Annotated in this window: 27 protein-coding genes and 2 pseudogenes; 22 read left to right on the plus strand and 7 right to left on the minus strand. The window is 52.8% G+C overall.

What is annotated here, in order from left to right; genetic code table 11:
* Positions 1–70: 70 nt before the first annotated feature.
* Both NM96_05870 and clpP read left to right on the plus strand, forming a co-directional pair.
* On the plus strand, positions 71–1,381 hold the full coding sequence (locus tag NM96_05870) for a trigger factor (protein AVR78924.1): 1,311 nt from the start codon (positions 71–73) through the stop codon (positions 1,379–1,381).
* Between the two features lie 87 nt (positions 1,382–1,468).
* On the plus strand, positions 1,469–2,089 hold the full coding sequence (gene clpP, locus NM96_05875; protein AVR78925.1) for an ATP-dependent Clp endopeptidase proteolytic subunit ClpP: 621 nt from the start codon (positions 1,469–1,471) through the stop codon (positions 2,087–2,089).
* Between the two features lie 344 nt (positions 2,090–2,433).
* Here the strand turns inward: clpP and NM96_05880 are convergent, their stop codons facing one another.
* Positions 2,434–4,659, minus strand: coding sequence for a DNA internalization-related competence protein ComEC/Rec2 (locus tag NM96_05880; GenBank protein AVR78926.1), 2,226 nt, complete (start codon positions 4,657–4,659; stop codon positions 2,434–2,436).
* A gap of 138 nt (positions 4,660–4,797) precedes the next feature.
* On the minus strand, positions 4,798–6,150 hold the full coding sequence (gene gshA, locus NM96_05885; GenBank protein ID AVR78927.1) for a glutamate--cysteine ligase: 1,353 nt from the start codon (positions 6,148–6,150) through the stop codon (positions 4,798–4,800).
* A 267-nt stretch (positions 6,151–6,417) separates the two neighbouring features.
* Here gshA and leuC point away from each other — a divergent pair, with 267 nt between their 5' ends.
* The 7 genes from leuC (at position 6,418) to NM96_05920 (ending at position 10,752) form a co-directional block, all read left to right on the plus strand.
* Positions 6,418–7,827 (plus strand): 3-isopropylmalate dehydratase large subunit, encoded by a 1,410-nt coding sequence (leuC, locus tag NM96_05890; GenBank protein AVR78928.1) that lies wholly within the window; start codon positions 6,418–6,420, stop codon positions 7,825–7,827.
* Positions 7,828–7,920: 93 nt separating this feature from the next.
* The gene (locus tag NM96_05895) at positions 7,921–8,145 is read left to right on the plus strand and encodes a hypothetical protein (protein ID AVR78929.1); all 225 of its coding nucleotides are present in this window, start codon (positions 7,921–7,923) and stop codon (positions 8,143–8,145) included.
* A gap of 226 nt (positions 8,146–8,371) precedes the next feature.
* Positions 8,372–8,509, plus strand: a complete 138-nt coding sequence (locus NM96_05900; GenBank protein ID AVR78930.1) for an entericidin, EcnA/B family — start codon at positions 8,372–8,374, stop codon at positions 8,507–8,509.
* 32 nt (positions 8,510–8,541) lie between these two features.
* A complete protein-coding gene (locus NM96_05905; GenBank protein AVR78931.1) occupies positions 8,542–8,679 on the plus strand; it encodes an entericidin in 138 nt (45 codons plus the stop codon).
* 76 nt (positions 8,680–8,755) lie between these two features.
* Positions 8,756–9,397 (plus strand): 3-isopropylmalate dehydratase small subunit, encoded by a 642-nt coding sequence (gene leuD, locus NM96_05910; GenBank protein ID AVR78932.1) that lies wholly within the window; start codon positions 8,756–8,758, stop codon positions 9,395–9,397.
* Between the two features lie 132 nt (positions 9,398–9,529).
* The gene (locus tag NM96_05915; protein ID AVR78933.1) at positions 9,530–10,255 is read left to right on the plus strand and encodes an SH3 domain-containing protein; all 726 of its coding nucleotides are present in this window, start codon (positions 9,530–9,532) and stop codon (positions 10,253–10,255) included.
* A gap of 35 nt (positions 10,256–10,290) precedes the next feature.
* Entirely contained in the window at positions 10,291–10,752 is a 462-nt protein-coding gene (locus tag NM96_05920; GenBank protein ID AVR78934.1) for a YhcH/YjgK/YiaL family protein, read from the plus strand.
* 30 nt (positions 10,753–10,782) lie between these two features.
* Here the strand turns inward: NM96_05920 and NM96_05925 are convergent.
* A pseudogene (locus NM96_05925) lies at positions 10,783–10,860 on the minus strand (transposase).
* Between the two features lie 133 nt (positions 10,861–10,993).
* Between NM96_05925 and leuB the strand changes: the two are divergent.
* From leuB to NM96_05985, 12 genes are all read left to right on the plus strand, one after another.
* A complete protein-coding gene (gene leuB / locus NM96_05930; protein ID AVR78935.1) occupies positions 10,994–12,064 on the plus strand; it encodes a 3-isopropylmalate dehydrogenase in 1,071 nt (356 codons plus the stop codon).
* Between the two features lie 420 nt (positions 12,065–12,484).
* Entirely contained in the window at positions 12,485–12,841 is a 357-nt protein-coding gene (locus tag NM96_05935; GenBank protein AVR80281.1) for a hypothetical protein, read from the plus strand.
* 86 nt (positions 12,842–12,927) lie between these two features.
* Positions 12,928–13,950: a hypothetical protein gene (locus tag NM96_05940; GenBank protein AVR78936.1), complete on the plus strand. Its 1,023-nt coding sequence runs from the start codon at positions 12,928–12,930 to the stop codon at positions 13,948–13,950.
* Between the two features lie 377 nt (positions 13,951–14,327).
* Positions 14,328–15,743: a DUF4178 domain-containing protein gene (locus NM96_05945; GenBank protein ID AVR80282.1), complete on the plus strand. Its 1,416-nt coding sequence runs from the start codon at positions 14,328–14,330 to the stop codon at positions 15,741–15,743.
* A 161-nt stretch (positions 15,744–15,904) separates the two neighbouring features.
* Positions 15,905–16,285 carry an adenosylmethionine decarboxylase gene (speD, locus tag NM96_05950; GenBank protein AVR78937.1) on the plus strand — a complete coding sequence of 127 codons (381 nt, stop codon included), beginning with the start codon at positions 15,905–15,907 and terminating at the stop codon, positions 16,283–16,285.
* 79 nt (positions 16,286–16,364) lie between these two features.
* The gene (locus NM96_05955; protein ID AVR78938.1) at positions 16,365–17,975 is read left to right on the plus strand and encodes a twin-arginine translocation pathway signal; all 1,611 of its coding nucleotides are present in this window, start codon (positions 16,365–16,367) and stop codon (positions 17,973–17,975) included.
* Positions 17,976–18,099: 124 nt separating this feature from the next.
* The gene (locus NM96_05960) at positions 18,100–18,540 is read left to right on the plus strand and encodes a DNA polymerase III subunit chi (GenBank protein ID AVR78939.1); all 441 of its coding nucleotides are present in this window, start codon (positions 18,100–18,102) and stop codon (positions 18,538–18,540) included.
* Between the two features lie 127 nt (positions 18,541–18,667).
* The gene (locus NM96_05965) at positions 18,668–19,489 is read left to right on the plus strand and encodes a peptidylprolyl isomerase (protein ID AVR78940.1); all 822 of its coding nucleotides are present in this window, start codon (positions 18,668–18,670) and stop codon (positions 19,487–19,489) included.
* 224 nt (positions 19,490–19,713) lie between these two features.
* Entirely contained in the window at positions 19,714–20,340 is a 627-nt protein-coding gene (locus tag NM96_05970) for a phosphoribosylglycinamide formyltransferase (GenBank protein AVR78941.1), read from the plus strand.
* Positions 20,341–20,377: 37 nt separating this feature from the next.
* Positions 20,378–21,415 carry a hypothetical protein gene (locus tag NM96_05975; GenBank protein ID AVR78942.1) on the plus strand — a complete coding sequence of 346 codons (1,038 nt, stop codon included), beginning with the start codon at positions 20,378–20,380 and terminating at the stop codon, positions 21,413–21,415.
* A gap of 57 nt (positions 21,416–21,472) precedes the next feature.
* Complete coding sequence (locus tag NM96_05980; protein ID AVR78943.1) at positions 21,473–22,279, plus strand: IS481 family transposase; 807 nt, start codon at positions 21,473–21,475, stop codon at positions 22,277–22,279.
* A gap of 72 nt (positions 22,280–22,351) precedes the next feature.
* Positions 22,352–23,020 (plus strand): DUF3108 domain-containing protein, encoded by a 669-nt coding sequence (locus tag NM96_05985; GenBank protein AVR78944.1) that lies wholly within the window; start codon positions 22,352–22,354, stop codon positions 23,018–23,020.
* Between the two features lie 61 nt (positions 23,021–23,081).
* Here NM96_05985 and NM96_05990 read toward each other — a convergent pair whose 3' ends face one another.
* Positions 23,082–23,909 (minus strand): SDR family NAD(P)-dependent oxidoreductase, encoded by an 828-nt coding sequence (locus NM96_05990; GenBank protein AVR78945.1) that lies wholly within the window; start codon positions 23,907–23,909, stop codon positions 23,082–23,084.
* Positions 23,910–24,035: 126 nt separating this feature from the next.
* Between NM96_05990 and NM96_05995 the strand changes: the two genes are divergently transcribed.
* Complete coding sequence (locus tag NM96_05995; protein AVR78946.1) at positions 24,036–24,494, plus strand: cytochrome C; 459 nt, start codon at positions 24,036–24,038, stop codon at positions 24,492–24,494.
* A gap of 194 nt (positions 24,495–24,688) precedes the next feature.
* On the opposite strand, the gene NM96_06000 is transcribed toward NM96_05995, so the two are convergent.
* The 3 genes and pseudogenes from NM96_06000 to NM96_06010 form a co-directional block, all read right to left on the minus strand.
* On the minus strand, positions 24,689–24,907 hold the full coding sequence (locus NM96_06000) for a tautomerase (GenBank protein AVR78947.1): 219 nt from the start codon (positions 24,905–24,907) through the stop codon (positions 24,689–24,691).
* 28 nt (positions 24,908–24,935) lie between these two features.
* Positions 24,936–25,118, minus strand: a pseudogene (locus tag NM96_06005) (hypothetical protein).
* A gap of 69 nt (positions 25,119–25,187) precedes the next feature.
* Complete coding sequence (locus NM96_06010; protein ID AVR78948.1) at positions 25,188–26,153, minus strand: tRNA-dihydrouridine synthase C; 966 nt, start codon at positions 26,151–26,153, stop codon at positions 25,188–25,190.
* Positions 26,154–26,225: the final 72 nt, after the last annotated feature.

Genomic DNA, 26,225 nt, shown 5'->3' on the forward strand with positions numbered 1-26,225 from the left:
CCGCTTTTGCAGTCATCATTGGCAAAAGGATTCCCATTTTTTATTTAACACAACAAATTAAGGTCTTACGATGAGCGTAACTGTTGAAACTTTAGAAAATCTGGAACGCAAAGTAGTGTTGTCTCTGCCTTGGTCCGAAATCAACGCAGAAACCGATAAAAAACTGAAACAAACCCAACGCCGTGCAAGAATCGACGGTTTCCGTCCGGGTAAAGCACCTTTAAAAATGATTGCACAAATGTACGGTGCAAGCGCTCAAAATGATGTCATCAATGAAATGGTCCAACGCCGCTTCTACGATGTTGCCGTTGCCCAAGAATTGAAAGTTGCCGGCTATCCGCGTTTCGAAGGCGTTGAAGAACAAGACGATAAAGAATCCCTGAAAATCGCTGCGATTTTCGAAGTGTTCCCTGAAGTCGTTATCAGCGATTTGTCTGCACAAGAAGTCGAAAAAGTAACCGCTTCCGTCGGCGATGCCGAAGTGGACCAAACCGTAGAAATCCTGCGCAAACAACGCACCCGCTTCAACCATGTTGAACGCGAAGCCCAAAACGGCGACCGCGTCATCATCGACTTCGAAGGCAAAATCGACGGCGAACCTTTCGCCGGCGGCGCATCCAAAAACTACGCCTTCGTATTGGGCGCAGGTCAAATGTTGCCTGAATTTGAAGCCGGCGTAGTCGGCATGAAGGCAGGCGAAAGCAAAGACGTTACCGTCAACTTCCCTGAAGACTACCACGGTAAAGACGTTGCCGGTAAATCTGCCGTCTTCACTATCACATTGAACAACGTATCCGAACCCACCCTGCCTGAAGTTGACGCCGACTTCGCCAAAGCATTGGGTATCGCCGACGGCGACGTTGCCAAAATGCGCGAAGAAGTGAAGAAAAACGTAGGCCGCGAAGTTGAACGCCGCGTAAACGAACAAACCAAAGAATCTGTAATGAACGCGCTGCTCAAAGCCGTAGAGCTGAAAGCGCCTGTTGCTTTGGTAAATGAAGAAGCCGCCCGTTTGGCAAACGAAATGAAACAAAACTTCGTCAACCAAGGCATGGCTGACGCTGCCAACTTGGATCTGCCTTTGGACATGTTCAAAGAGCAAGCCGAACGCCGCGTATCTTTGGGTCTGATTTTGGCTAAACTGGTTGAAGAAAACAAACTGGAACCGACTGAAGAGCAAATTAAAGCCGTTGTTGCCAACTTCGCAGAAAGCTACGAAGATCCTCAAGAAGTGATCGACTGGTACTACGCAGAGCCTTCCCGCCTGCAAGGTCCGACTTCTTTGGCAGTAGAAAGCAACGTCGTTGATTTCGTTTTGGGCAAAGCCAAAGTAACCGAAAAAGCTTTGTCTTTTGACGAAGTGATGGGCGCACAAGCCTAATCATCTTCAAAAGGTCGTCTGAAACAGACAACTTGAAAGCACCAAAGCACCCCTTTGGTGCTTTCGCAACATTGACAGGAGACAAAAATGTCCTTCGATTTCAATAATTACCTCGTTCCTACCGTTATCGAACAAAGCGGCCGCGGCGAGCGTGCATTTGATATTTACTCGCGCCTTTTGAAAGAGCGCATCGTATTTTTGGTCGGTCCGGTAACCGACGAGTCCGCCAATTTGGTGGTTGCTCAGCTGTTGTTTTTGGAAAGTGAAAATCCGGACAAAGATATTTTCTTCTATATCAATTCTCCCGGCGGCTCGGTAACGGCAGGCATGTCGATTTACGACACCATGAATTTCATCAAGCCCAATGTCTCCACCTTGTGCTTGGGACAAGCGGCAAGCATGGGCGCATTCCTGCTCTCGGCAGGAGAGAAAGGCAAACGTTTCGCCCTACCCAACAGCCGTATCATGATCCACCAGCCTTTAATCAGCGGCGGCTTGGGCGGTCAGGCATCCGACATTGAAATCCATGCCCGCGAGCTGTTGAAAATCAAAGAGAAACTTAACCGCCTGATGGCGAAACACTGCGGCCGCGACTTGGCAGATTTGGAGCGCGACACCGACCGCGACAACTTCATGTCTGCCGAAGAAGCCAAAGAATACGGTTTGATTGACCAAGTTTTGGAAAATCGCGCTTCTTTGCAGGCTTAAAAATATTTTTGACAGAATAAAAGGTCGTCTGAAAACTATTTGAAGATTTCAGACGACCTTTGCTTTATTATAAAACCCCTTTATCAACACACTATTTTTAGATTCATACTTTTTACTACGCCGTTTCATTCAATTTCTTTGAACAACTGTAAACTGGCCAACAGAAAATAAATACGGCTCCCCCCCCACCTGTCGGATACAGCCTTCCCTCCCCCAAATCCCTCCGAACAAACCCATATCTGGGCTGATGACCACCAATATTTCGACTATAAAAAAACCAACAGAAACGTTATCCCCTGCCTTGCCGATAAAGCTGAAGAAAGTCGTCTGAAAACCCGTTTCATTTACTCAAACGGCTTTTTCTGCCAATAAAACTTATCCTTTTTCAGACGACCTTTAAAGACTTCATCGCCGCCCAGCTCAAATACCAATGCACCCGACAAATCCGTTCGCAACAAAGTCGCGCCGTGTGCGCGGACTCGGGTTTGGACGGCGGGAGTGGGGTGTTTGTAAGCGTTGGCGTAGCCGCTGGAGGCAACGGCGTATTTGGGCGCGACTGTGTTGAGGAAGCCGCCGGATGAAGCCGTATTGCTGCCGTGGTGTCCCAATATCAAAACCTGGCTGTACAGCGAGCTGCCGTAGCGTTCTACCAGCCCTGCTTCGCCTTTGACGCCCAAATCGCCCGTAACCAACAATGCCTGCCCGTCGGAAACGACGCGCAAGACGCAGCTTCGGTCATTGTCTTCGCCGCCCGAATTTTCAGACGACCTCAATAACTCGAAATCCACGCCGTCCCATTGCCATTGCGCTTCGGCGCAAAATTTTGCGTTCGGATAAAACTCAGGCTGTCCCGCCAGCGTTTTGCCGATTTCAATATCGGAAACGGCGTCCAAACCGCCGTCGTGGTCGCTGTCGTGATGCGACAGAATCAGCGTGTCCAAACGGCGCACGCCCATGGCGTTCAGGCTTGGCACGATACCCGTTTGCGCCGCCTGCGCCGTACCCGTGTCAAACAGCAGGTTGCGGTCGCGCGTCTGCACCAATACCGACAAACCCTGTCCAGCGTCCATCACAGTAATCCGCGCCAAGCCGTCGTCCAAACGGTCGGGGCGGTAAAACACAAATCCTGCCAACACCAAACACGCCCACGGTCGCAAACCCAGACCGCGCGGCAACAGCCACAGCAAAGCCGCTGCAAAAGCCAAAATCAACAAAGGCACAGGCGCGGCGGCTACGGCAAATTCAGGCGACACCTCCGCCAACCAAACCAAGCCGCGCAAAGTGTATTCCGCCAAACCTGCCGCTACCCATTGCAAAGGTGCGAACGGCAACACCGACCCCAGCAACGCCAAAGGCGTTAATACCCAAGAAAACCAAGGAATCATCGCCGCATTGACCAAAGGGCTGATGATGGGCAAGGACGCAAAAATATAGCCCAACAATACCACCGACAACACCGTCGCCGCCCATTGTCCGCGTACAGCCAAACGCCAGCCGCGTTCTTTCAGACGACCTGCCGAAGCCCAAATCAAGGCGGCAACCAAGCCGAACGACAGCCAAGTGCCGACACCCAAAACCGCCAATGGATCAAGCAGCAACACCAACTCCAAAGCCTGCCACCACGCCGCCCAACCCGAAGACAGACTGCCGCGCCACCAAGCCCAGGCAAACGCCGCCAACATCAAAACGCTGCGCTGCGTCGGCACGGAAAAGCCCGCCAGCAGCGCATAAAACAAAGCCCCTGCCGCGCCGCCCGCCAAAATCCACACGCGCGGTTTTGCCGGTATCCAAGGCAGTCGTCTGAAAATCAGTTTGACCAGCCAACCCGCCAACACCGCCACCATCGTAACGTGCAGCCCCGAAATACTGACCAAGTGCGTCAAACCCAAAGGTCGGAATGCCTGCCACAGTTCGGGCCTCAACGCTGATTGTTCGCCTATGCTCAAAGCCCGCATCAGACCGATACCGTCCGAAAAATCCGGACTTCTCGCCCCGACAGCCTGCCAACGGCGGCTGACCGCATCGCGCCACACCGCCAAGCCGACACCGCCGCCCTCGCGAACCAAGCTCCTGCCTTTGCCCAGCGTGCCCGCGCCATCCAAACCGTTTGCCAACGCCCAAGCCTCGCGGTTCAGCCCGCGCAGGTTCACTTCGCCGATAACCGGCTTGAGCCGTGCCGACACCTTCCAGCGGCTGCCCACCGCCCAATTGCGTTTCTGATAATCCGACAGCAATAAATCAAACTGCCGCCCGTCCTCCGTCCACGCCTTCGCCGCAAACTGCACCCGCCGCCCGTCGCCGCGCGGCATATCTGCGACTTCAACCGTCAACACCGACTCCGAAGACCCGTTCAGCGGCCATTGCGCCGACAAAGCCGCTTCCGTCCGAAACACGCCGTAAGCCGCGCCAAGCAGGACGCACAGCATCATTCCCGCCGCTGCAAACCGCCGCGAAGCCGCCAGCAAAACCAATGCCGCCGCCAGCCACGCAGCCCAATGCGGTATGGACGGCAAAGCGAACGAGGCGATGACGCCGACTGCCCAAAACGGCAATCCATAATATTTCAGCAAAACTGTTTCCCTTTTTATTATTAGTTTTGAAATCAGGTGGGGATAATAATTGAATTTCCTGCAAACGTCATGAAAAAGGTCGTCTGAAAACCTGAATCTCAAGTTTTCAGACGACCTTTCACTATTTTAATTAATCCTTTACGGAGTGGTTTGCTCCAACTCAAGCGCGGCGGCAAGCAGTGACAGGCGCGCCATTACGCCGTAAACGTAGAGGCGGTTGTGTTCGTTGTCCACGTCGCAGTCTTTTTCGGAACGCGGCATACCGAGCGAGTCCCATTGTTCGAATACGCGCTTGCAGGCTTCGGGGGCTTCTTGGGAGTTGTCGCCGCTGCCGGTGGGAATGCTGTTGGACAGCGGGACGAACACCATGCCGCCGGCGTTGAGGTTTTCGTCCGCTCCGCGTCCTTCGTGTACGCGGAAGAAGCCGCCGATAACGAAACGGTCCATCATATAAACGACGGGTTCGCACACGGCGCCGTTCATGGTTTCATAGGTATAAATGCCTTCTTGGACAATCACTTCGCTGACTTCCAAGCCTTCTTTGACTTTCGCCATTTTGTTGCGGTTTTTGCGGTTCAACCCGCGCACTTCGTCAGCGGATTTGACGCTCATCACGCCCATGCCGTAAGTACCTGCGTCGGCTTTGACGATAACGAAAGGCTGGTCGGCAATGCCCAATTCGTCGTATTTGGCTTGAATTTTTGCCAGCACGCGTTCTACCGCTTCCGCCAACGCGTCTTCGCCTTCGCGCTCTTGGAAGTCCAACCCGCCGATTTTTTCGAAATACGGGTTAATCTGCCATTCGTCGATGTCAATCAGCTTGGCAAATTCGGCGGCGACTTGGTTGTATGCGCTGAAATGTTCTGTTTTACGGCGCGTCGTCCAACCGCCGTGCAGCGGAGGCAATACGGTTTGGCTGATGCCTTTGAGAATGTCGGGAACGCCCGCGGACAAGTCGTTGTTCAACAAGACGACGCAAGGCGAGAAGCCGTCGGCAAGATGGACGCGCTCGCGGGTACGCAATAAAGGTTCCAGCAGGATTTTGTCGCCCAGTGCGGTTTCAAACTCGGTCGGCTCGGTAACTTCCGGATTCAGGCTGCCCAAACGGACTTCATACCCTGCCGAGCGCAAAATCTCGCTGAGTGCGTAAACGTTTTGCAGGTAGAACGTGTTGCGGGTATGGTTTTCGGGAATAATCAATACGGATTTTGCCGTTTCGCAGGCGCGTTGCACCGCGTCTTGCGCCGCCACTGCCGCCAGCGGGATGAAATTCGGATTCAGGTTGTTGAAACCGCCGGGAAACAAGTTCATATCAATAGATGAAATTTTGTAACCGGCATTGCGGATGTCGACCGAACCGTAAAACGGCGGGCGGTGCGCGTTCCATTGCGAACGGAACCATGCTTCGATTTTGGCGTGGTTGCACAGGATTTTCGCTTCAAATGCCTGAAGTTGTGACAGATGTTCGGCAGCCATAACCGGTAATTTCATTCTCTATACCTCTGTTGTCGGATGTGGGATACGGATGGAAATGATAGTGCTTTTTTAGGCGGTACGACAAGCATTGTTTCAAATAAAATACCTCTTTTTGTCAACAATTCTACAATTTGTCTAATTTTTGAAAGTTATTTTTAGATTTTTATGTGAAAAAGTAGAAATTAGACAAATTTCTATTGCGCTACCCCTGCAAAAAGCCTAAAATCCGCCCATCAAAACAAACCATCTACTCCTATTATTAATAAGTAAAGATAACCCATCATGAGCGCACAAACCCTCTACGACAAACTTTGGAACAGCCACGTCGTCCGCGAAGAAGAAGACGGCACTGTCCTACTCTACATCGACCGCCATTTAGTGCACGAAGTCACCAGCCCGCAGGCATTTGAAGGTCTAAAAATGGCGGGGCGCAAGCTGTGGCGTATCGACAGCGTTGTCTCCACCGCCGACCACAACACCCCGACCGGCGATTGGGACAAAGGCATCCAAGACCCGATTTCCAAGCTGCAAGTCGATACTTTGGACAAAAATATCAAAGAGTTCGGCGCACTCGCCTACTTCCCGTTCATGGATGAAGGTCAGGGCATCGTTCATGTCATGGGACCGGAACAAGGCGCGACCCTGCCCGGCATGACCGTTGTCTGCGGCGACTCGCACACCTCTACCCACGGCGCATTCGGCGCACTGGCACACGGTATCGGCACTTCCGAAGTCGAACACACTATGGCGACCCAGTGCATTACCGCGAAAAAATCCAAATCCATGCTGATTGCCGTTGAAGGTCGTCTGAAACCGGGCGTTACCGCCAAAGACGTTGCCCTCTACATCATCGGACAAATCGGCACGGCAGGCGGCACGGGTTACGCCATCGAGTTCGGCGGTGAAGCCATCCGCAGTCTCTCTATGGAAGGCCGCATGACCCTGTGCAACATGGCGATTGAAGCAGGTGCGCGCTCCGGCATGGTTGCCGTCGATCAAACCACCATCGACTATGTCAAAGACAAACCCTTCGCACCCAAAGGCGAAGCATGGGACAAAGCCGTCGAATACTGGCGCACGCTGGTTTCCGACGAAGGCGCGGTATTCGACAAAGAATACCGTTTCAAAGCCGAGGACATCGAACCACAGGTAACATGGGGCACATCGCCCGAAATGGTTTTGGACATCAGCGGCAAAGTACCGAATCCTGCCGAAGAAACCGATCCCGTCAAACGCAGCGGCATGGAACGCGCCCTCGAATACATGGGCTTGGAAGCGGGTACGCCGCTGAACGAAATCCCCGTCGACATCGTATTCATCGGCTCCTGCACCAACAGCCGCATCGAAGATTTGCGCGAAGCCGCCGCCGTCGCCAAAGGCCGTAAAAAAGCCGACAACGTACAGCGCGTGTTAATCGTTCCCGGCTCCGGCTTGGTTAAACGGCAGGCGGAACAGGAAGGCTTGGACAAAATCTTCATTGATGCCGGTTTCGAATGGCGCGAACCGGGCTGCTCGATGTGCCTCGCCATGAACGCCGACCGCCTGACTCCGGGCCAACGCTGCGCCTCCACTTCCAACCGCAACTTCGAAGGTCGCCAAGGCAACGGCGGGCGCACGCACTTGGTCAGCCCCGCTATGGCTGCTGCCGCGGCAGTCAACGGACGCTTTACCGACATCCGTACCATGGCATAATCTTTCAGACGACCTTGCATAACCACCAAAGGCCGGCTGTAACCACTATCTCCGCGCAAAGGAGATTCTCCAACTCTTAAATCAAGGAATCCAATGATGAACAAACTGTTGATAACCACCCTTGCTGCCCTTACCCTGGCTGCCTGCTCCAGCACTTGGTCCGGAGCGAAAGATGACGCCAGCCGCAACTGGGATAAAACAGAAAACGCTGCCGAGCGCGGCTGGGACAAAACCAAAGCTGCCGTGAAAAAAGGTGGTAATGTCGTTGGCCGCGGCATGACCCATGTCGGCGAAAAAATTGAAGAAGCTACTGAATAAACTGCTATCTTTACACAAGGCTGCCTAAAATATATTTTCAGGCAGCCTACTACGCAAACAATAAGAGTTATAAAAACCTTTACTCAAACCACCGTTTATATTCGTTTATATTCATGTAACTCCGCATTTTTTCATTTATACCAACTATTGCCTTTTGTGAAGATGCCGAATATTATTAGTAATACAGTAACACAGACTGTACTTTTCAAACTATTAGGAGCTTCAAATGAAAAAATTCGCCCTCATTGCTTTGACCGCTATGACCTTGCTGTCTGCCTGCAATACCATTTCCGGCATGGGCAAAGATGTCAGCGCCGCCGGTAACGCAGTCAGCGGTTCCGCTGAGTCTGTAAAAAATTACTAATCCAAAATCCAATTTCACGCAGGAATCCATACATGAAGAAATTTGCCCTAATCGCACTGACCGCGATGACCTTGCTCTCTGCCTGCAACACTATTTCAGGCGTAGCTAAAGACGTCAGCGCCGCCGGTACTGCTGTCAGCAATACCGCTGAAAATGTCAAAACCTACTGACTAAACAAAATTTAAACGTAAATGCCCCGGAAATCGGGGCATTTTATAATCCTCGACAAACGAAAAAGTACAGAACATGAAAGCCTTTACCAAAATCACCGCCATCGTCGCCCCGCTCGACCGCAGCAACGTCGATACCGACGCCATCATCCCCAAACAATTTTTAAAATCCATCAAACGAAGCGGCTTCGGTCCCAATGCCTTTGACGAATGGCGTTACCTCGACCACGGCGAACCGGGCATGGACAACAGCAAACGTCCGCTGAACCCCGATTTCTCGCTGAACCAGCCGCGTTACCAAGGCGCGCAAATCCTACTGACGCGCAAAAACTTCGGCTGCGGCTCCTCGCGCGAACACGCCCCTTGGGCATTGGACGACTACGGCTTCCGTGCCGTTATCGCCCCCAGCTTCGCCGACATCTTCTTCAACAACTGCTACAAAAACGGCCTCCTGCCCATTGTGTTGACTGAAGAACAAGTTGACCAGCTTTTCAAAGAAGTTGAAGCCAACGAAGGCTATCAGCTCTCCATCGACCTTGCCGAACAAACCCTGACCACACCAAGCGGCGAAACGTTCAAATTCGACATTACCGAACACCGCAAACACTGCCTCTTAAACGGTTTGGATGAAATCGGCCTGACCCTGCAACACGCCGACGAAATCCGCGATTTCGAAGAAAAACGCCGCCAAAGCCAGCCTTGGCTGTTTAACAGTTGATAAACGATGAGGTCGTCTGAAAACGAGTATAGCGAATTTTCAGACGACCTCTTTTATTAACACACAATCAGATCGTTACTCTTTACCATCATATTTGAAAAACATACCCAACAATTTCACACACACAACACCATGAAAAAAATTATCCTGCTCCCTATACTTTTTATCAGCCTCGCCGCACATGCGGAATTCTCAGAAATTCAAGATCCTGACGGATACAGTAACTTACGCGAACAACCGAACACCCAAAGCCGAATCCTGACCAAAATTCCAAACGGCACTCATGTTTATACCCCCGAGATGGAGGGAAAGCTTCATTTAGAACACGGTTGGCAGATGACCTACGATTTGCGCGGCAAAAAAAGCCTGGATGGCTGGGTGCATACTTCGCGACTGATTCCGTTGTCGCGTTATGAAAGCATCCCCGTTACGGCTACTGCCGACGGTTTTACCTGTCAAAAAAACGGCATGGGCGTGCGCATTAAATCGGAACGTTTCAACTATAAGAAAGAAAAACATCTGTTTACACACGATCAATACGGACTCTCCCATTATCGCGGAAAAGAAATGTTCGGCACTGACGGTACAATTCCATTCAGCCACTATCGTGAAATTGCCTTTTTCCGCAACGGTAAAACACAAATCGCCCCCCGAGCCCAATATGACCACCTGTTCGACCCATATTTTGAAAAGGCAGGCGATAATACGCAACTGAGCCACTGTTACTACCGCGCTAAAGACGACACCCTTTTCTTAACGACCGTCATCGGAGATGGTGCCGCCTATACCGAAGTCTTATTTGTCTTCCGGCAAGGCATCTTGAAGAACGTATTGGCTTCGCTACACCCTGAGGTTTAATTTTCAGACGGCCTTTTCATCTCTTTCTGCAAAACATGATTACCGACATCATCACCAACGCCACCCGCTACGCCGCACTGCACCCCGACTTCGCCGACGCCGTCCGCCTGCTGCAAACGCTGGATTTCGCCGCCCTGCCCGACGGACAAGTGCCGTGCGCAAACCCCAATATCCGCCTCTTTGTCGGCAGCGAACCGATGAGGAGTAAAGCCGAAGCCAAGCCTGAAGCGCATTTGAAACACATCGACATCCAAGTCCCCATCAGCGGGGAAGAAACCTACGGCTGGATAGACAGGGGTCGTCTGAAAAACGGTTTGGGCTACGACGAAAAGCGCGACATCGAATTTTTCGACTGCGAACCGGAAACCTGGCTCACGCTCCAACCGGGCGAGTTTGCCCTCTTCTTTCCCAACGACGCACATGCTCCGCTGGTCGGCGACAGGCCAAACATACGCAAAGCCGTTTTTAAAATCCGTATCGAAGCAGAACGCTACTGATTTCCTTCAATCCTTCGCAACTAATGTAAAACTTGGCTGCCCATCGCATTCCCGACGAATCCGCCTGCATGATTTCCACGCAGCTTTCTCGATGCCGCAATGGTACAATCAGCCTCGTTCAAGCAAACCGACCTGCAAACAGACACAAAAGGTCGTCTGAAAACACCATCCTTACAAATGGAAAACGCTTTGCCGTTTTCAGACGACTTCCCCTTTTCCAAACCCTCATAAGGATTTTGTCATGACCAAACATATCGCCATCCTCCGAGGCGACGGCATCGGCCCCGAAATCGTCGCCGAAACCGTCCGCGTACTCGACAAACTCATCGCCCAAGGCTTGGACGCCAGCTACGAATACGCCCCATTGGGCGGCGAAGCCTACGACGAATACGGCCATCCCTATCCCGAATTCACGCAAAACCTCTGCCGCAAAGCCGATGCCGTCCTGCTCGGCGCGGTCGGCAGCCCGCAATACGACAACCTCGACCGCCCGCTGCGTCCTGAACGCGGCCTATTGGCAATCCGCAAAGACCTGAACCTGTTTGCCAACCTGCGCCCCGCCATCCTCTACCCCGAGCTTGCCAATGCCTCCACGCTCAAACCCGAAATCGTCGCAGGCCTCGACATCCTCATCGTGCGCGAACTCACCGGCGACATCTACTTCGGCGAACCGCGCGGCATCCGTGTTCTGGAAAACGGCGAACGCGAAGGCTACAACACCATGAAATACAGCGAAAGCGAAATCCGCCGCATCGCCCACGTCGCCTTCCAATCCGCCCAAAAACGCAGCAAAAAAGTCTGTTCCGTCGGCAAAGCCAACGTCTTGGAAACCACCGAACTGTGGCGTGAAATCTTTGAAGAAATCGGCAAAGAATACCCCGACGTCGAACTCTCCCACATGTATGTGGACAACGCCGCCATGCAGCTCGTACGCGCGCCCAAACAATTCGACGTCATCGCCACCGGCAACATCTTCGGCGACATCCTCTCCGACGAAGCCTCCATGCTGACTGGCTCCATCGGCATGCTGCCCTCCGCCTCGCTGGACGAAAACGGCAAAGGCCTGTACGAACCGTCACACGGCTCCGCTCCCGACATCGCCGGACAAAACAAAGCCAACCCACTTGCCACCATCCTCTCGCTCGCCATGCTGCTGCGTTACAGCCTGAACGACGAAGCCCGCGCGCAACAAGTTGAAAGCGCCGTCCAAAAAGTGCTGCAACAAGGCTTGCGCACCGGTGATATTTACGAAGAAGGCACAAAACTCGTTTCCTGCTCCGAAATGGGCGACGCAGTACTCGCCGCCTTGTAAAAGGCCGTCTGAAAACGAAAGTACGTTTTAAGCAAAATGCGCGGAAAACTCCGCGCATTTTTTTCAGACGATTTTTATAGCTTTTTGAGGCCTTATCGAGAATAGTGCGGGACAGGTTATATAGTGGATTAAATTTAAATCAGGACAAGGCGACGAAGCCGCAGACAGTACAGATAGTACGGCAAGGTGAGGCAACGCCGTACTGGTTTAAAGTTAATCCACTATAGTCTCATTCCCTCTTCTGCCTCCGCCAGCCTGATAACCCAAAACAAAGCAAAAAACAGTAAAAGGTCGTCTGAAACCCTTTTCAGACGACCTTTGCTATTGAAATATGGCATAATCAAAAACATCAAAATTATCTGACAAGGAATCCCTATCGTGAGTATTTCCCTGCCCCAATACCTGCTTTACCTGCAATATATGCTTGCGGGTGTAGCGATGACTGCCGTTTTCGGCGCGGTGTATCTGCGTATTACGCCTGCGGAAGAGTTGCGGCTGATTAAAAACGGCAACCTTGCCTGCGCCTTGTCGTTCGGCGGCGCGCTGGTCGGATTTTGTCTGACGCTCGCATCCAGCATTGCCCACAGTGTCAGTTTCATCGATTTTATCCTGTGGGGCCTTGCCGCAGCAGTGATTCAGATTTTGGTGTATTTTGCCGCCACGATGATGATTAAAGGCGCAACGGAAGAACTTATCGGCAACAACGTCGCCGTCGGCGCACTCTATGGCGCGGTGTCCGTGTCCATCGGTATCTTGAATGCCGCTTGTTTGACCTGATTTATATAAACAGTTTGCAAAATATACGGCTGGCCGCATTTCCGCCCCGCTCCGTGTTATCCCATTCTTCAAAATAAGGAACTGCAATGTTCAACTTTATCAAGAAACAGTTTATTGACGTCATCCAATGGCCGAATCCCGACGACAGCCTGTTGATGTGGCGTTTCCCGATTGCCGATGAAGAAATCCAAAACGGCGCGAGCCTAACCGTGCGCGAGGCGCAGATGGCGATGTTTGTCGACGAAGGCGTAACCGCCGACGTGTTCGGACCGGGGCGTTACACGCTCAACACGCAAACGCTGCCGCTGCTGACCAACCTGAAAAACTGGGACAAACTCTTTGAATCCCCGTTTAAATCCGATGTTTACTTTTTCAATACCAAACAACAGCTTGCTCGGAAATGGGGTACGTCGCAACCCGTTACCGTGCGCGATGCCGAGTTCGGCGCGGTGCAGTTGCGCTCGTTCGGCATGTACGCCTACCGCATCAGCGATCCGGCAAAATTCTTTAAAGAAGTCAGCGGCGTAGCGGCAGAATACAGCGGCGCGGAGTTGGAAGCCCAGTTGCGCAATATCGCCGTAACCCAACTCGCGGCGGCGTTCGGCAGCTCAGGCATTCCGTTTTTGGACATGGCGGCAAACCAAGTTTTGCTGTCGCAAAAGATCGGCGAATTGCTCGGCGCGGAATTTGCCAAACTCGGCTTGACGCTGGAAAACTTCACCGTCGAAAGCATCACTCTGCCTGCCGCCATCCAAGAAGCCTTGGATAAGAAAATTTCCATGGGCGTCATCGGTGATTTGGGACGCTACACCCAATACCAAACCTCCGAAGCCATCCCGCTCGCCGCGCAAAACGAAGGTGGGCTTGCCGGAATCGGCGCAGGCTTGGGCGTGGGAGCAGGCGTCGGTCAGGCAATGGCAGGCGCGATGGCGGGCATGATGCAGCCCGCGGCGCAACCGGCAGCCCAACCCGCGCAAAGCGTTCAGACGACCTCCGAAGACCCGCAGGCAAAATTGGCGAAACTCAAATCTTTGCTGGACGGCGGTTTGATTTCTCAAGAGGATTACGATAAAGCCAAAGCGGAAGTGTTGAAGCAGTTGATCGGCTGATATTAAGAAGGTCGTCTGAAAACAGATTGCGGGTTTTCAGACGACCTGTTGGTGGTTTTGAAAATTCGTTTTTACATCAAAACTCAGTGTCGTCATTCCCGCGCAGGTGGGAATCCATCGTCAAACTTAAGAAACCCTGATTTGAAAAACCGTTTCTGAATCTCCAAAATGGATTCCTACCTGTGCGGGAATGACGACACGGTAAGTTTTTATTCAAATCCGCGCTGTAAAAAGGTCGTCTGAAGCCTTCCTCTCCACTCGAAAAAGCAAACATGTCAAACACCCCCTTCTTCAAAACCGACTGCCCGAGCTGTGGCGCGCCTGTCGAAGCGCATTCCGCTTCAGCCGTTACGCTGGTGTGCGGCTACTGCAACAGCATGCTGGTGCGGCAGGATGACGGCATCGTCGATTCCGGCCGCGATTCCGCATTGCTGGAAGATTTCAGCCCGCTGCAAATCGGCACAGCCGGCACATTCCTTACGCAACGCTTCACCCTAGTCGGACGGCTTCAGGTGCAATACGACGACGGCGCATGGAACGAATGGTACGCGCTGTTTGACGACGGTAGGACGGGCTGGCTTTCGGAAGCAGGCGATTTGTATGTGATGACCATGCCCGTCGAAACTGACAACCCGCCGCGCTTTGAGGACATTCGGGCGGGATTTAGCGAACTGACTTTCCAAAACAAACGCTATGTCGCCTCAGACGTGCGCCACATCAGCTTGAAACGCGCTGCCGCACAGGGCGAGCTGCCGTTTGTTTTGGACGAAGACCGTCAAAACAAAGTCGCCGACTGGCGTTGCGAAGACCTTTTCATCACGCTCGATTACAGCGACGACACCCCCGAAACCTTCTTCGGCCGCATGGTGAATTTAGATGATTTGAAGCTGGAAAACACCCGCAGCGAAGACGAAATCAAAGAAAGCGCAGGTCGTCTGAAAGGCAGCATCGCCTCTGAGAACTGCCCCAACTGCGGCTCGTCCGTCCACTGGGTCAGCGGCATCACCTCCCATCTCAACTGCCCAAGCTGCGGCAGCGAATTGGCAATCGGCAAAGACAAAGCCGAACTCATTACCGCCAACGCCATGCGCACGGCGCAGCAAAACCTGTTTACCCTGCCCGTCGGCAGACAAGGTCGTCTGAAAAACCGCGAATTTTACGTTATGGGCGCAGTCAGATACGCCGAAACCGACGCACAGGAAACATTCGACAACCTGTTTAACGGCGCCAACCGCGTGCTCACGCCCGAAGGCCAATGGTCGGAATATCTGCTTTACAACCCGACGCAAGGTTTCCTGTGGCTGGTCGAATCCGATGACGGCTGGAGCCTTTCCCAAACCCAAAATACATGGCCGCGCCTCGACCGCAACCGCCAACCGCAAGGCTGCGGCAAACTTTACGACTACGGCGGCAGGGTCGAAGTCGCGGCCGGCGCGTTCTACTGGCGCATCCGAAGGGGCGATTTGAACTATTACAGCGACTACCGCGACGGACAAAACCGCAAACTTTCTGCCGAATTGAACACGCACGAAATAGCATGGAGCAAAAGCGTGCCAATTGATTACAGCGAAGTTGCCGAGGCATTTAGCCTGAGCAGCCGCGCACCGCATTACACCGCAAAAATGGCGGCAGACGGTATTGATAAATCACTGAGAATCGTAATGACCGCCATTTTGGTTGTCGTCAACCTCCCTGCTCTGATAATCAGCGACAATCCTGCCACCCCCTCCATCATCTTCATAGGAGCCTGGTTAATGTGGACTATGGGCAAAAAAGACGAGGACGAGGATTAAACCATGTCGAGAACCACTTACATCATTTTCAGCACCATCATCATCGTCATCTCCATGATCATCAGCTACGGTTCTTCCGATTCCGACGGTTCGCGTATGCACTCCGGCGGCTATTACGGCGGCGGTTATTACGGCGGTAGCGGTTATTCCGGAGGCCATAAATGACCCATATCCCCGGCAACCACGGTCTTTTAGATTTATATGGCTGTGATGAAGCTGTCTTGAAAGACGAAGGTCGTCTGAAAAACGCCCTCAAAACCGCCGCCCAAGCCGCAGAAGCCACCGTTCTCGCCGAACGTTTCCACACCTTCGGCGGCGCAGGCGGCATTACCGGCATCTTACTGCTCGCCGAATCCCACATCAGCATCCACACTTGGCCGGAACACCGCTTCGCCGCCATAGACGCATTTATCTGCGGCGGCATGAAGTTGGAAAGAGTGAAGGAAATATTGTGCAGGGAATTGGCGGCGGAACAGGCCGTTTGGACGATTGCGCAACGTGGCGAAGGAATATTGGACGATATAGAGCCGCCAATAGAATAATAAAACCTGTAATGGTCGTCTGAAACCGTCTTAATTTTTTCAGACGACCTATCAGAACCCTAAACCAACATCCAACCCCATGCCGACACGCCGTCAATTCCTCAGTTACACCGCCGCGCTTGCCGCCGCGTCATCTTTTTCTTGGCTGACTTATAACCGCCTCAACCGCAAACCGCCGGTTTCCGTCAACCGCGTCGGGCTGCCGTTGGGGCATTTGTTGCGCGACGGGAAATTGCTCAGCCCGCCGAGCCGCCGTTACGAATGCAATACGCTGATACTCGGCGGCGGTGCGGCGGGGTTGGGGGCGTTGTGGTATTTGGCAAAACACGGTCATCGTGATGTATTGTTGGCGGAAGGGTTCGAGCGCAACGGCAACAATGCCGCCTACGCCGCTTCAGACGGCCTGAAAGCACCGAGCGGCGCGCATTATCTTGCCTTACCGTCAAAAGAGAGCGCGTATGTGCGCGAGATGCTGGCGGATTTTGGTATCTTGCAATCGGACGGCAGTTTCAGGGAAACCGATTTGGTTTACGCGCCCGAGTCGCGCCTTTTGTATCAGGATAAATGGCATGAACACCTGTTGCCGAAGGAAGATGCGGATTCCAAACGTTTTTTTGATTTAATCGGTCGTCTGAAACAGGCTTACGGCAGCGACGGCAAAAAGATTTTCGCCATTCCGATAGCCCTGTCATCGGCAGACGAAACGTGGCGCAAACTTGATAAGTTGACGTTCAAACAATGGCTTGTGCGAGAGGGCTACACCTCGCCCGAACTTTTGTGGTATCTCGATTACTGCTGCCGCGACGATTACGGGCAGGGCATAGCGCAAGTATCCGCCTTTGCCGGACTGCATTACTTCGCCGCCCGCAACAGCGCGGAAACCGTCCTCACTTGGCCCGAAGGTTTGGCGCGCCTTTCCGAAAACCTGCGCCGCCATGCCGGTTTGCAGGAAGGTTGGCAATGGTCGTCTGAAAACCGCATCCGCCTCGAAAAATCCGCTTCTGTCAACGCATCCGCCGTCAAAATCAAACCGCTTTCAGACGACCGTATCGAAGTTTGGCTGCGCGACAATTCAAGCGGCGAAACCGTCGCCCTGACCGCGCAACACGTTATCTCCGCCATGCCGCTGATGGTCGCCGCCCGCATCATCAAAAATCCCGCACAATACGGTTTGAACATTCCCGAATACGCCCCGTGGTTGGTCGCCAATTTCGAGCTGCACAGTTTCCCTAAAGAAAAAAACAACAGCGAAACTGCGTGGGATAACGTCATCTACGGCAGCCAGGGGCTCGGCTATGTCGTCGCCACCAACCAGCTCATCCGCGTCGCCCGCCCCGAGCGCACAATCTTCACCGCCTATGCCGCGTTAAACCACGACACCCCGCAAACCGTCCGCCGCCAACTGCTCGAAGCCTCCGACGAAGAACTGCGCGACTTGGCCGCCAAAGACTTGATCGCCGCCTACGGAGAGGGCTTCTGGCAACACGTTTCACACGTCGATGTTACGGTGCGCGGACACGGCATGAGTGTGCCGAAAGTCGGTTATCTGAACGATGAATCTTTGTTAAAAATCAGAAACCGAGCGTCAGGCCTGCTGTTTGCCCACAGCGATTTGAGCGGCTATTCGGTATTCGAAGAAGCTTTGTATTGGGGCGCGGAAGCGGCGCGGAAGGTGTTGGAACAGGGCTGACTGCCGCAAAAAAGGTCGTCTGAAAAAACAAAGACAAAAGGTTTGAAATCCAATTCAGGAAGCCCAATAGCCCTTTCAACCCGTTTTCACTATAATCCCCATTTCCCCACCCCACTCCCTCGCCATGCCTAAAGCTACTTTCTACACCCACGCCGCCGACCCCGCCGCCTTCGCCTGCCGCCTGATTGCGCGCGCCATACGCGACGGCGGACAGATATTGGTGTGGTCAGATTCTGCCGAGACCATCCGCCGCCTTGACCGCGACCTTTGGCAGCAAATCCCTGAAAGTTTCATTCCGCACGAAATTTGGCAACCCGACCAACCCATGTCGTCTGAAACACCCGTATGGCTCGCGTTCGGCGATACTTTGCCCACCGTACTTGAAAACGCCACCGTCCTCAACCTCTCGCCCGACTTTTGGAACGAAGCCCCTGTCATCCCCGCCCGCGTACTCGAAATCGTAGGCAGCAGTTTAGAAGAACTCGCCGACGCACGCGAACGCTTCAGCGCATACAGAAAAAGCGGCTTTACCATCGAACACCACAATATGACCGGAAAAGCCTGAAAGCGAAGGTCGTCTGAAAACAGCTTTACAATCCAAGCCAAAAATTTAAACAGCTTTGATTCCTTTTGAATCAAACTGGGCTATAATCCCGACTTTCTTTTACTGACCTTTAAAAGACGAAAACACCATGAACAAAACTTTCAAATTCAGCGCATTGGCAATCACCGCCGCATTGGCACTGACCGCCTGCGACAAAAAAGACACTAATACACCTGCGGCTGCCTCTGCTCCCGCATCCGCAGCTTCTGCCGCAACAGACGCATCTTCTATCGGCACACCAGCCCAACAAGCCAGCTACGCAATGGGTATGGACATCGGCAGATCTTTAAAACAAATGAAAGATCAAGGTGCGGAAATTGATATGAAAGTCTTCATCGAAGCCATGCAGGCTTCTTATGAAGGCAAAGAAAACAAAATGACCGAAGCCCAGGCGCAGGAAGTCATGATGAAATTCCTGACCGAACAACAAACCAAAGCCGCAGAAAAACTTCAAGCTGACGCCAAAGCCAACTTGGAGAAAGGCGAAGCGTTCCTTAAAGAAAATGCAACTAAAGAAGGCGTGAAAACCACCGCCTCCGGCCTGCAATACAAAATCACCAAAGAAGGTGAAGGCAAACAGCCTACCAAAGACGACATCGTCGTTGTCGAATACGAAGGCCGCCTGATTGACGGTACCGTCTTCGACAGCAGCAAAGCCAGCGGCAGCCCTGCCACCTTCCCCGTCAGCCAAGTCATCCCCGGCTGGACTGAAGGCATCCAGCTCCTGAAAGAAGGCGGCGAAGCCACATTCTATATCCCGTCCAAACTTGCCTACCGCGATCAGGCAGTTCCCGGTGGTAAAATCGGTCCGAATTCCACTTTGGTATTCGACGTGAAGCTGGTTAAAATCGGCAAACCCGAAGACTTCCAGCCTGCCCCCGGTCAAGTTGATATCAAAAAAGTCCAATAAGCCCGCGCTTTAACCCAATGCCCGAACCTAATCCGTTTCGGGCATTTTTCATTACAAATCCCCCCCAACTCCCAACTGCCGTTATCTGTTTTCAGGCAGCAATGGTACGGTTTATCCGTTTCAGACGACCTTTGCAAATCCGATTCCCATCCGTATCACGCATAGCATTCCGATTTTATTTTGCTATACAATGACTGCCTGAAAAAAATCGAAAGCCCGACACCATGAAAAACATCGTTATCCTCATCTCCGGCCGCGGCAGCAATATGCAGGCCATCGTCAATGCCACCATTCCAGACGCCCGCATCGCCGCCGTCCTCAGCAACAGCGCAACTGCCGCCGGACTGGCTTGGGCAGTCGAGCGCGGCATCGCCACCGACAGCCTCAACCACAAAGATTTCCCCAGCCGCCTCGCTTTTGACCAAGCCATGATGGAGAGAATCGATGCCTACCAACCCGATTTGGTGGTCCTTGCAGGCTTTATGCGCATCCTCACACCCGAATTCTGCGCCCATTACCAAAACCGCTTAATCAACATCCACCCTTCCATCCTCCCCGCATTCACCGGCCTGCACACCCACGAACGCGCCCTCGAAGCAGGCTGTCGCGTTGCCGGCTGTACCATCCACTTCGTGACCCCCGAGCTGGACTGCGGTCCGATTATCTCGCAAGGCATCGTGCCGATACTTGATGGCGACACGCCCGACGACGTTGCCGCCCGCGTCCTTACCGTCGAACACCGCCTATTCCCGCAAGCCGTTGCCGATTTCGTCGCAGGTCGTCTGAAAATCGAAGGCAACCGCGTGTTCAATTCAGAACGCAACGCCGAAGGACAAACCCTGCTCGCGTAATCCCCGCCTAAGCAGCAGTACCACATAAGGAAAAACCATGAGCCAAAACCAGTTGACCCTTTTGGATATCATTTCCGAATCCGACTACCGTCAACGCCAAAGCAAAGCCATCGATTTATTCAACCAAAGCCTCAAAAACGACCCCGAAACAACGTTGGCATTGTGCAATTTTGTTGTCGGCGACGTACTCAGCAACCAATCCTTTTCTCCCGGTTTCAAGCTGCACTGCCTAAACTGGCTGATCGACCATCACTTGGACCGCTGTGACGAAAGCTACGAGCAGCATCCTGAAGACGACGGCTTTCCCGAAGGCTTCTACGATTTAATCGATTGCCAGTGGAAATTCAAATGGATCATTCCCACTCTTGCCCGCGACCTCTTTCTCGACAAAAAGGAAATCGAGGAAGCGAACGAAACAATGCGCTACCACTATGAAAACATGCGGTTTAGTCTTTCATCATTTTATAAAACCCTGATGCTGCAAAACATCCTGACCGGAGACCACACCGCCGCCAAAGAAAATTTCCAAAAATGGCAGCAAACCGCGACAGACGAATTTTCCGACTGTCCCGCGTGCGAACAGACCGAACAAGTCAACTTCTACCATTTCATCGGACAGTATCAAAAAGCCATCGACGCCGCCCAACCCATCTTAACGGGCGAAATGACCTGTGCCGAAGTGCCGCATATTACCTACCATCCCGCCATCGACAGCATGATACGGCTGGGCAAATATCCCGAAGCAGAGCGTCTTTTGGATGAAGCCATAGACAAAATCAACGCCGAAGAAGACGAAATTTTCGTCCGCCTTATTCCCCTCTTCTCCCAACTGTCTTACAAACTCGGACAGTCGCAACGCGCCCTCGACTTGATGAACCGGCACGGCAACGCCATTATTCAACATGCCCAAAACGACAATATGCTCTATTTGGACTACCTCATCGCACTCTACCCCTTTGACGAAGATGCGGCGCAACATGCCCGCGAGCTTGCCGCCGACTTCGACAAACGCAACGGCAACAGCCATTACCAAAGCCAGATAGAATTTATGTTCGGTTCGGGCAATCTCCAATAAACCAAGCTGTAGAAACCAGTAGCGTTGTTTACAGTATTTCCAGGAGAATACTGAAACATGAACATGCACAAAAACACCCGCCTCACCCCGCACCACCGACAAGCCATTTGGCTGGCCTACACGCAGGGGAAGGAAAGCGTCACCTCCCTGGCACGCCGCTACCAAGTCAGCCGCGTCACCATTTACCGCGCACTTAAAGCCGCAAGAGGCAGACTGCTCAAACCGCAAACCAGTACCAACAACCGTTTCAAACAGGCAAAGTACGGAATGAAACGCCTGGCCAAGGTAGAACGCAGCATTCAGGAAAAACTCAAAAAGCAGGCCAAACGCTACAATAAATCCTACCCCGGAGAGCTGGTGCATCTCGACACCAAACGGCTGCCGCTGCTCAAAGGGCAGAAAGCCACCGATAAGCGGGATTACCTGTTTGTCGCCATCGACGATTTCTCAAGGGAGCTATACGCCGCCATTTTGCCGGACAAAACCGCAGACAGCGCCGCCAAGTTTCTGACCGAACACCTGATTGATCCCTGCCCATACCTGATTGAGTGCGTTTACTCCGACAACGGTACGGAATACAAAGGCTCGGCCAACCATGCTTTCGGTGTAGCCTGTTACGAGAACGGGATTGGTCAAAAGTTTACCTGGGTTGCCCGTCCGCAGACCAACGGTAAGGCGGAGCGGGTTATCCGTACCCTGATGGAGATGTGGCATGAGAAACAGTCGTTTGAGAGTCCGGAACATCGGCAAAAGGAGTTGTGCCGCTTTGTTAATTTTTATAACACTGTGAAGCCACACCGCAGTTTGAACGGCGATACGCCGTTTGAGGTCTTACAGGCTTATTTTTCTCAACCTGTTGTGTAAACAACGCGACAATTTTCTACAACCAAGCTCGTCTGAAACCCTTTCAGACGACCCAAAACAGGAGGAAATATCATGAAAACACCCACCCTGCTAATCGCCGCCGCCCTCTCCCTAAGCGCCGCAAACGCCTATGCCGCAGGACTACCCCAATCAGCCACCCTGAAATACTCCGGCAGCTACGGCATACCCGCCAGCATGACCTTCACACGCAGCGGCAACCAATACACCATCGTTTCCAGAATCAAAGTCCCGCTCTACCACATCCGTTTCGAATCCGGCGGCAGCATCAGCGGCAACACCATCCGCCCGAGTTACTATAAAGATGTCCGCGACGGCAAAACCTATGCCGAAGCCAAATTCCGAGGCAATCAGGTTACCTACGGTAAAACAGGCGAGCTGCAAACCGAAACCGTCGGCGGCAACATCAGCGATTTATTCACGCTGGCATGGCAGCTTGCCGCCAACGATGCGAAACTGCCCGCCCGCCTGAGCATCACCAACGGCAAAAAAATCTATCCCGTCAGCGGTATGAGCAAAATCGGCAGCGGCAGCTATACCCTGAACGGCAAAGCCATACCCGTCGAAAAATACCGCGTACAACGCGGCGACGACACTGTAACCTATTCCTTCGCCACCTCCTTGGGCAACATCCCCGCCCAAATCAGCTATACCGACGACGGCAAAACCTACGATTTGAAACTGACTTCCGTCAGCATCAACGGCAAACCTGTCAAACCCTGAAATCCCTAACTAAAAAGGTCGTCTGAAACCATTTTCAGACGACCTTTCTTCTTTCAAAACCCTATTTGAACCACGACTTAATCCGTGCAAACAAAGACATACTCTGTTTCTCAAAATTCTCCGCCTGTGCGGGCACGGGCAGCGTATTGCGGATGACTTTCATACCGGCAAACGTTTGGGCGACGGGCATGATTTCGATGGAATTGACGTTCATGTGCGCCGGACGCTGATAAAGCCACAAAGCCGTATCCGCAATGTCTTGCGGCTGGATGGACTCGACGTTCTCATAAACCTTTTCCGCCCGCTCGTCATCGCCCTTAAATCGGACGTTGGAAAACTCGGTACCGCCGCACAAACCCGGCTCGATGTTGGTGACACGGATGTTTTTATCCGCCAATTCCGCGCGCAGGTTCATGCTGAACTGGCGCACAAACGCCTTGGTCGCGCCGTACACGTTGCTGCCCTCGTAGGCATAGCTGCCGGCAATCGAACCCAGATTCATGATATAGCCTTGTTTGCGCTCCGCCATTTGTGGCAGGATTTGGCGCGTTAGGAAAGTCAGACCGATAATGTTCGTTTGAATCATGGTTTCCCAATCGCCGAAATCTGCTTTGTCCGCCGTTTCCAAACCCAACGCTAATCCGGCGTTGTTGATCAGGCAATCGATTTCGGCAAAATTTTCAGGCAGGCTGTCGAGCGCGTTGCGTATCGACTCGGTACGCGAAACGTCCATTTCCAAAGGATAAAACCGCTCGCCCAATTCGGCCGCCAATGCCTGCAGTTTCTCGCCGCGCCGCGCCGCGCCGATAACGGAATAACCGGCCTGTACAAACGTGCGGCACATCGCCTCACCGAAACCTGCCGACGCGCCGGTAACCAAAATCGCCATAACTATTTCCTTTCTTTTCTCGTTTTGTAAACCCATTTCAGGTATGATTACGACTTTTCAGACGACCTCTTCGGACGTCGTCTGAAAAATATGAATAACAAAATACTATCACAGGACACAAAAGCCATGAATACCAAACTCTTCTCAGCAGCCCTGCTCGCTGCCCTGACCCTTGCCGCCTGCGGTGGCGGCGCACCCGCGCAACCCAAAGGCCCGATCTCCGAAGACCGTACCACTGCGTTCAAAGCCATGATGCCCGAATTCTCCAGCATGGGCAAAATGGTAAAAGGCGAAGAGCCTTACGACGTAGAGAAATTCAAGCAGGCTGCGGCAACTTTTGCCGAAAGCAGCAAAAAACCTTTCACCTTCTTCCAATCTGACGACAAAGGCAACGGCCGCGCCCTGCCTGCGGTTTGGTCTGATGCGGCCAAATTCAAAGCCGAAGAAGACAAATTCGCCGCAGCCGTTGAAAAACTGAACGCCACCGCGCAAACCGGCAAGCTGGAAGAAATCAAAGCCGCTTACGGCGAAACCGGCGCAAGCTGCAAATCCTGCCACGACACCTTCCGCGCTCCGGAAGAATAAGCCGCTGTGCAGAAACACAAAAAGGTCGTCTGAAATCCGGTTTCAGACGACCTTTTGAGTTTCGATGAACAGGAAAAAAGTCATATCCGAACATTGCGGACAAGTATCCCAAACCGGCTTTTTGTATCGCTGTCATTTCCTTTTTCGCGCAGACGCAAGCTGATATGACGGCATCTATTCCCGATAAGGCGCGCTTATCCCGATTTTTGCGCTTTGGCGCGGCGCACGGTAATGCTTTCACCCCCGATACCCCAGTTATCCATGTCCACTTCATCAATGACGACGACCGTGGTCTGCGGATTTTTATTCAACACACGGGCAAGCAGCTCGGTAACACCGCGGATAAGCTCGGCTTTCTGTTCGGCACTCGGAGCCTCGCTGCCGCCCGTTACCTTGATATTGACGTAAGGCATCATTGTCCTTTCTGAAAATGTAGTAAATTCAAATAAACCGATTCATACCGTCCTTTGTGCTCCCGCCTGTGCAGGAAGAGAAATATAGTGGATTAAATTTAAACCAGTACGGCGTTGCCTCGCCTTGCCGTACTACCTGTACTGTCTGCGGCTTCGTCGCCTTGTCCTGATTTAAATTTAATCCACTATAACGGCTTAGAAACGTCCTGTTTTTATTTTATTCCGCCTTAGGCGATGGGTTTAAAGGTCGTCTGAAAACTTTCAGACGACCTCATCATTATCAGGCATTCATCTTGTCTTCAAACGCCGCCAAAATCCGCACGACTTCTTCCGCGTCTTTGACCGCCCTTACCGCGTCAAACAATTCCTGCGCTTCTCCAAATTCTTTCTTCATCATGCCCAGCCATTGTTTCAGGCGGGCGACGGGGTATTTGTTGTTCGCTTCTTTGGCGAGACACAAATGGAAAAATTGGTTTATCCACACCGAAACTTCGGCGAAATCGGTATCGCGGACGGTTTCGCCGTTTTCGTATTGTTTAATTTGGCGCGCCAAATCGGGGCGGATGACGGCGCCGCGGCCGAGCATGACGCTGTTGCAGCCCGTCATCTCTTTAATACCGATATAGTCTTTGAGGCTGAACACGTCGCCGTTGGCGGTTACGGGGATGGCGACGTGTTCGCGGATTTTGCGTATCCATTCCCAATGCGCGGGTGGTTCGTAGCCTTCGACTTTGGTGCGCGCGTGTACGGTCAGGGCGCAGGCCCCGCCTTCGGCGATGGCGGCGGCACATTCGAGCGCGAGGCTTTTGTCTTCGTAACCGAGCCGCATTTTGCCGGTAAGCGGGATGTGTTCGGGCAGGCGTTGGCGCAAGGTTTTGACGATATGGTGGATGAGGTCGGGCTCTTTGAGCAGGACGGCGCCGCCTTTGTGTTTGTTGACCGTGGGGGCGGGACAGCCGAAATTGAGGTCGATTTTGTCCGCGCCGAAGCGGACGGCTTCCAAGGCGTTGACTGCCATATTGTCGGCATCGCTGCCCAAAAGCTGGACGGTACAGGGCGTGCCGGCGGGGGTCTTGTTGCCGTTGGCGATTTCGGGGGCGTATTTGAGCCAGGTGGAACGGGAATGGACAGTGTGGGTAATGCGGACGAACTCGCTGACGCATTCGTCGTAGCCGCCGATACGGGTCAGCAAATCGCGCATCACATCGTCCACCAGCCCCTGCATGGGCGCAAGGATAAGCTGCATATCGGAGGAGGTCGTCTGAAAAAAGGAAATGCGTATTGTAGCGGTATATCGGTTAAAATACACGCTTTCCAC

The sequence above is a fragment of the Neisseria mucosa genome, assembly GCA_003028315.1.
Lineage (GTDB): Bacteria > Pseudomonadota > Gammaproteobacteria > Burkholderiales > Neisseriaceae > Neisseria > Neisseria mucosa.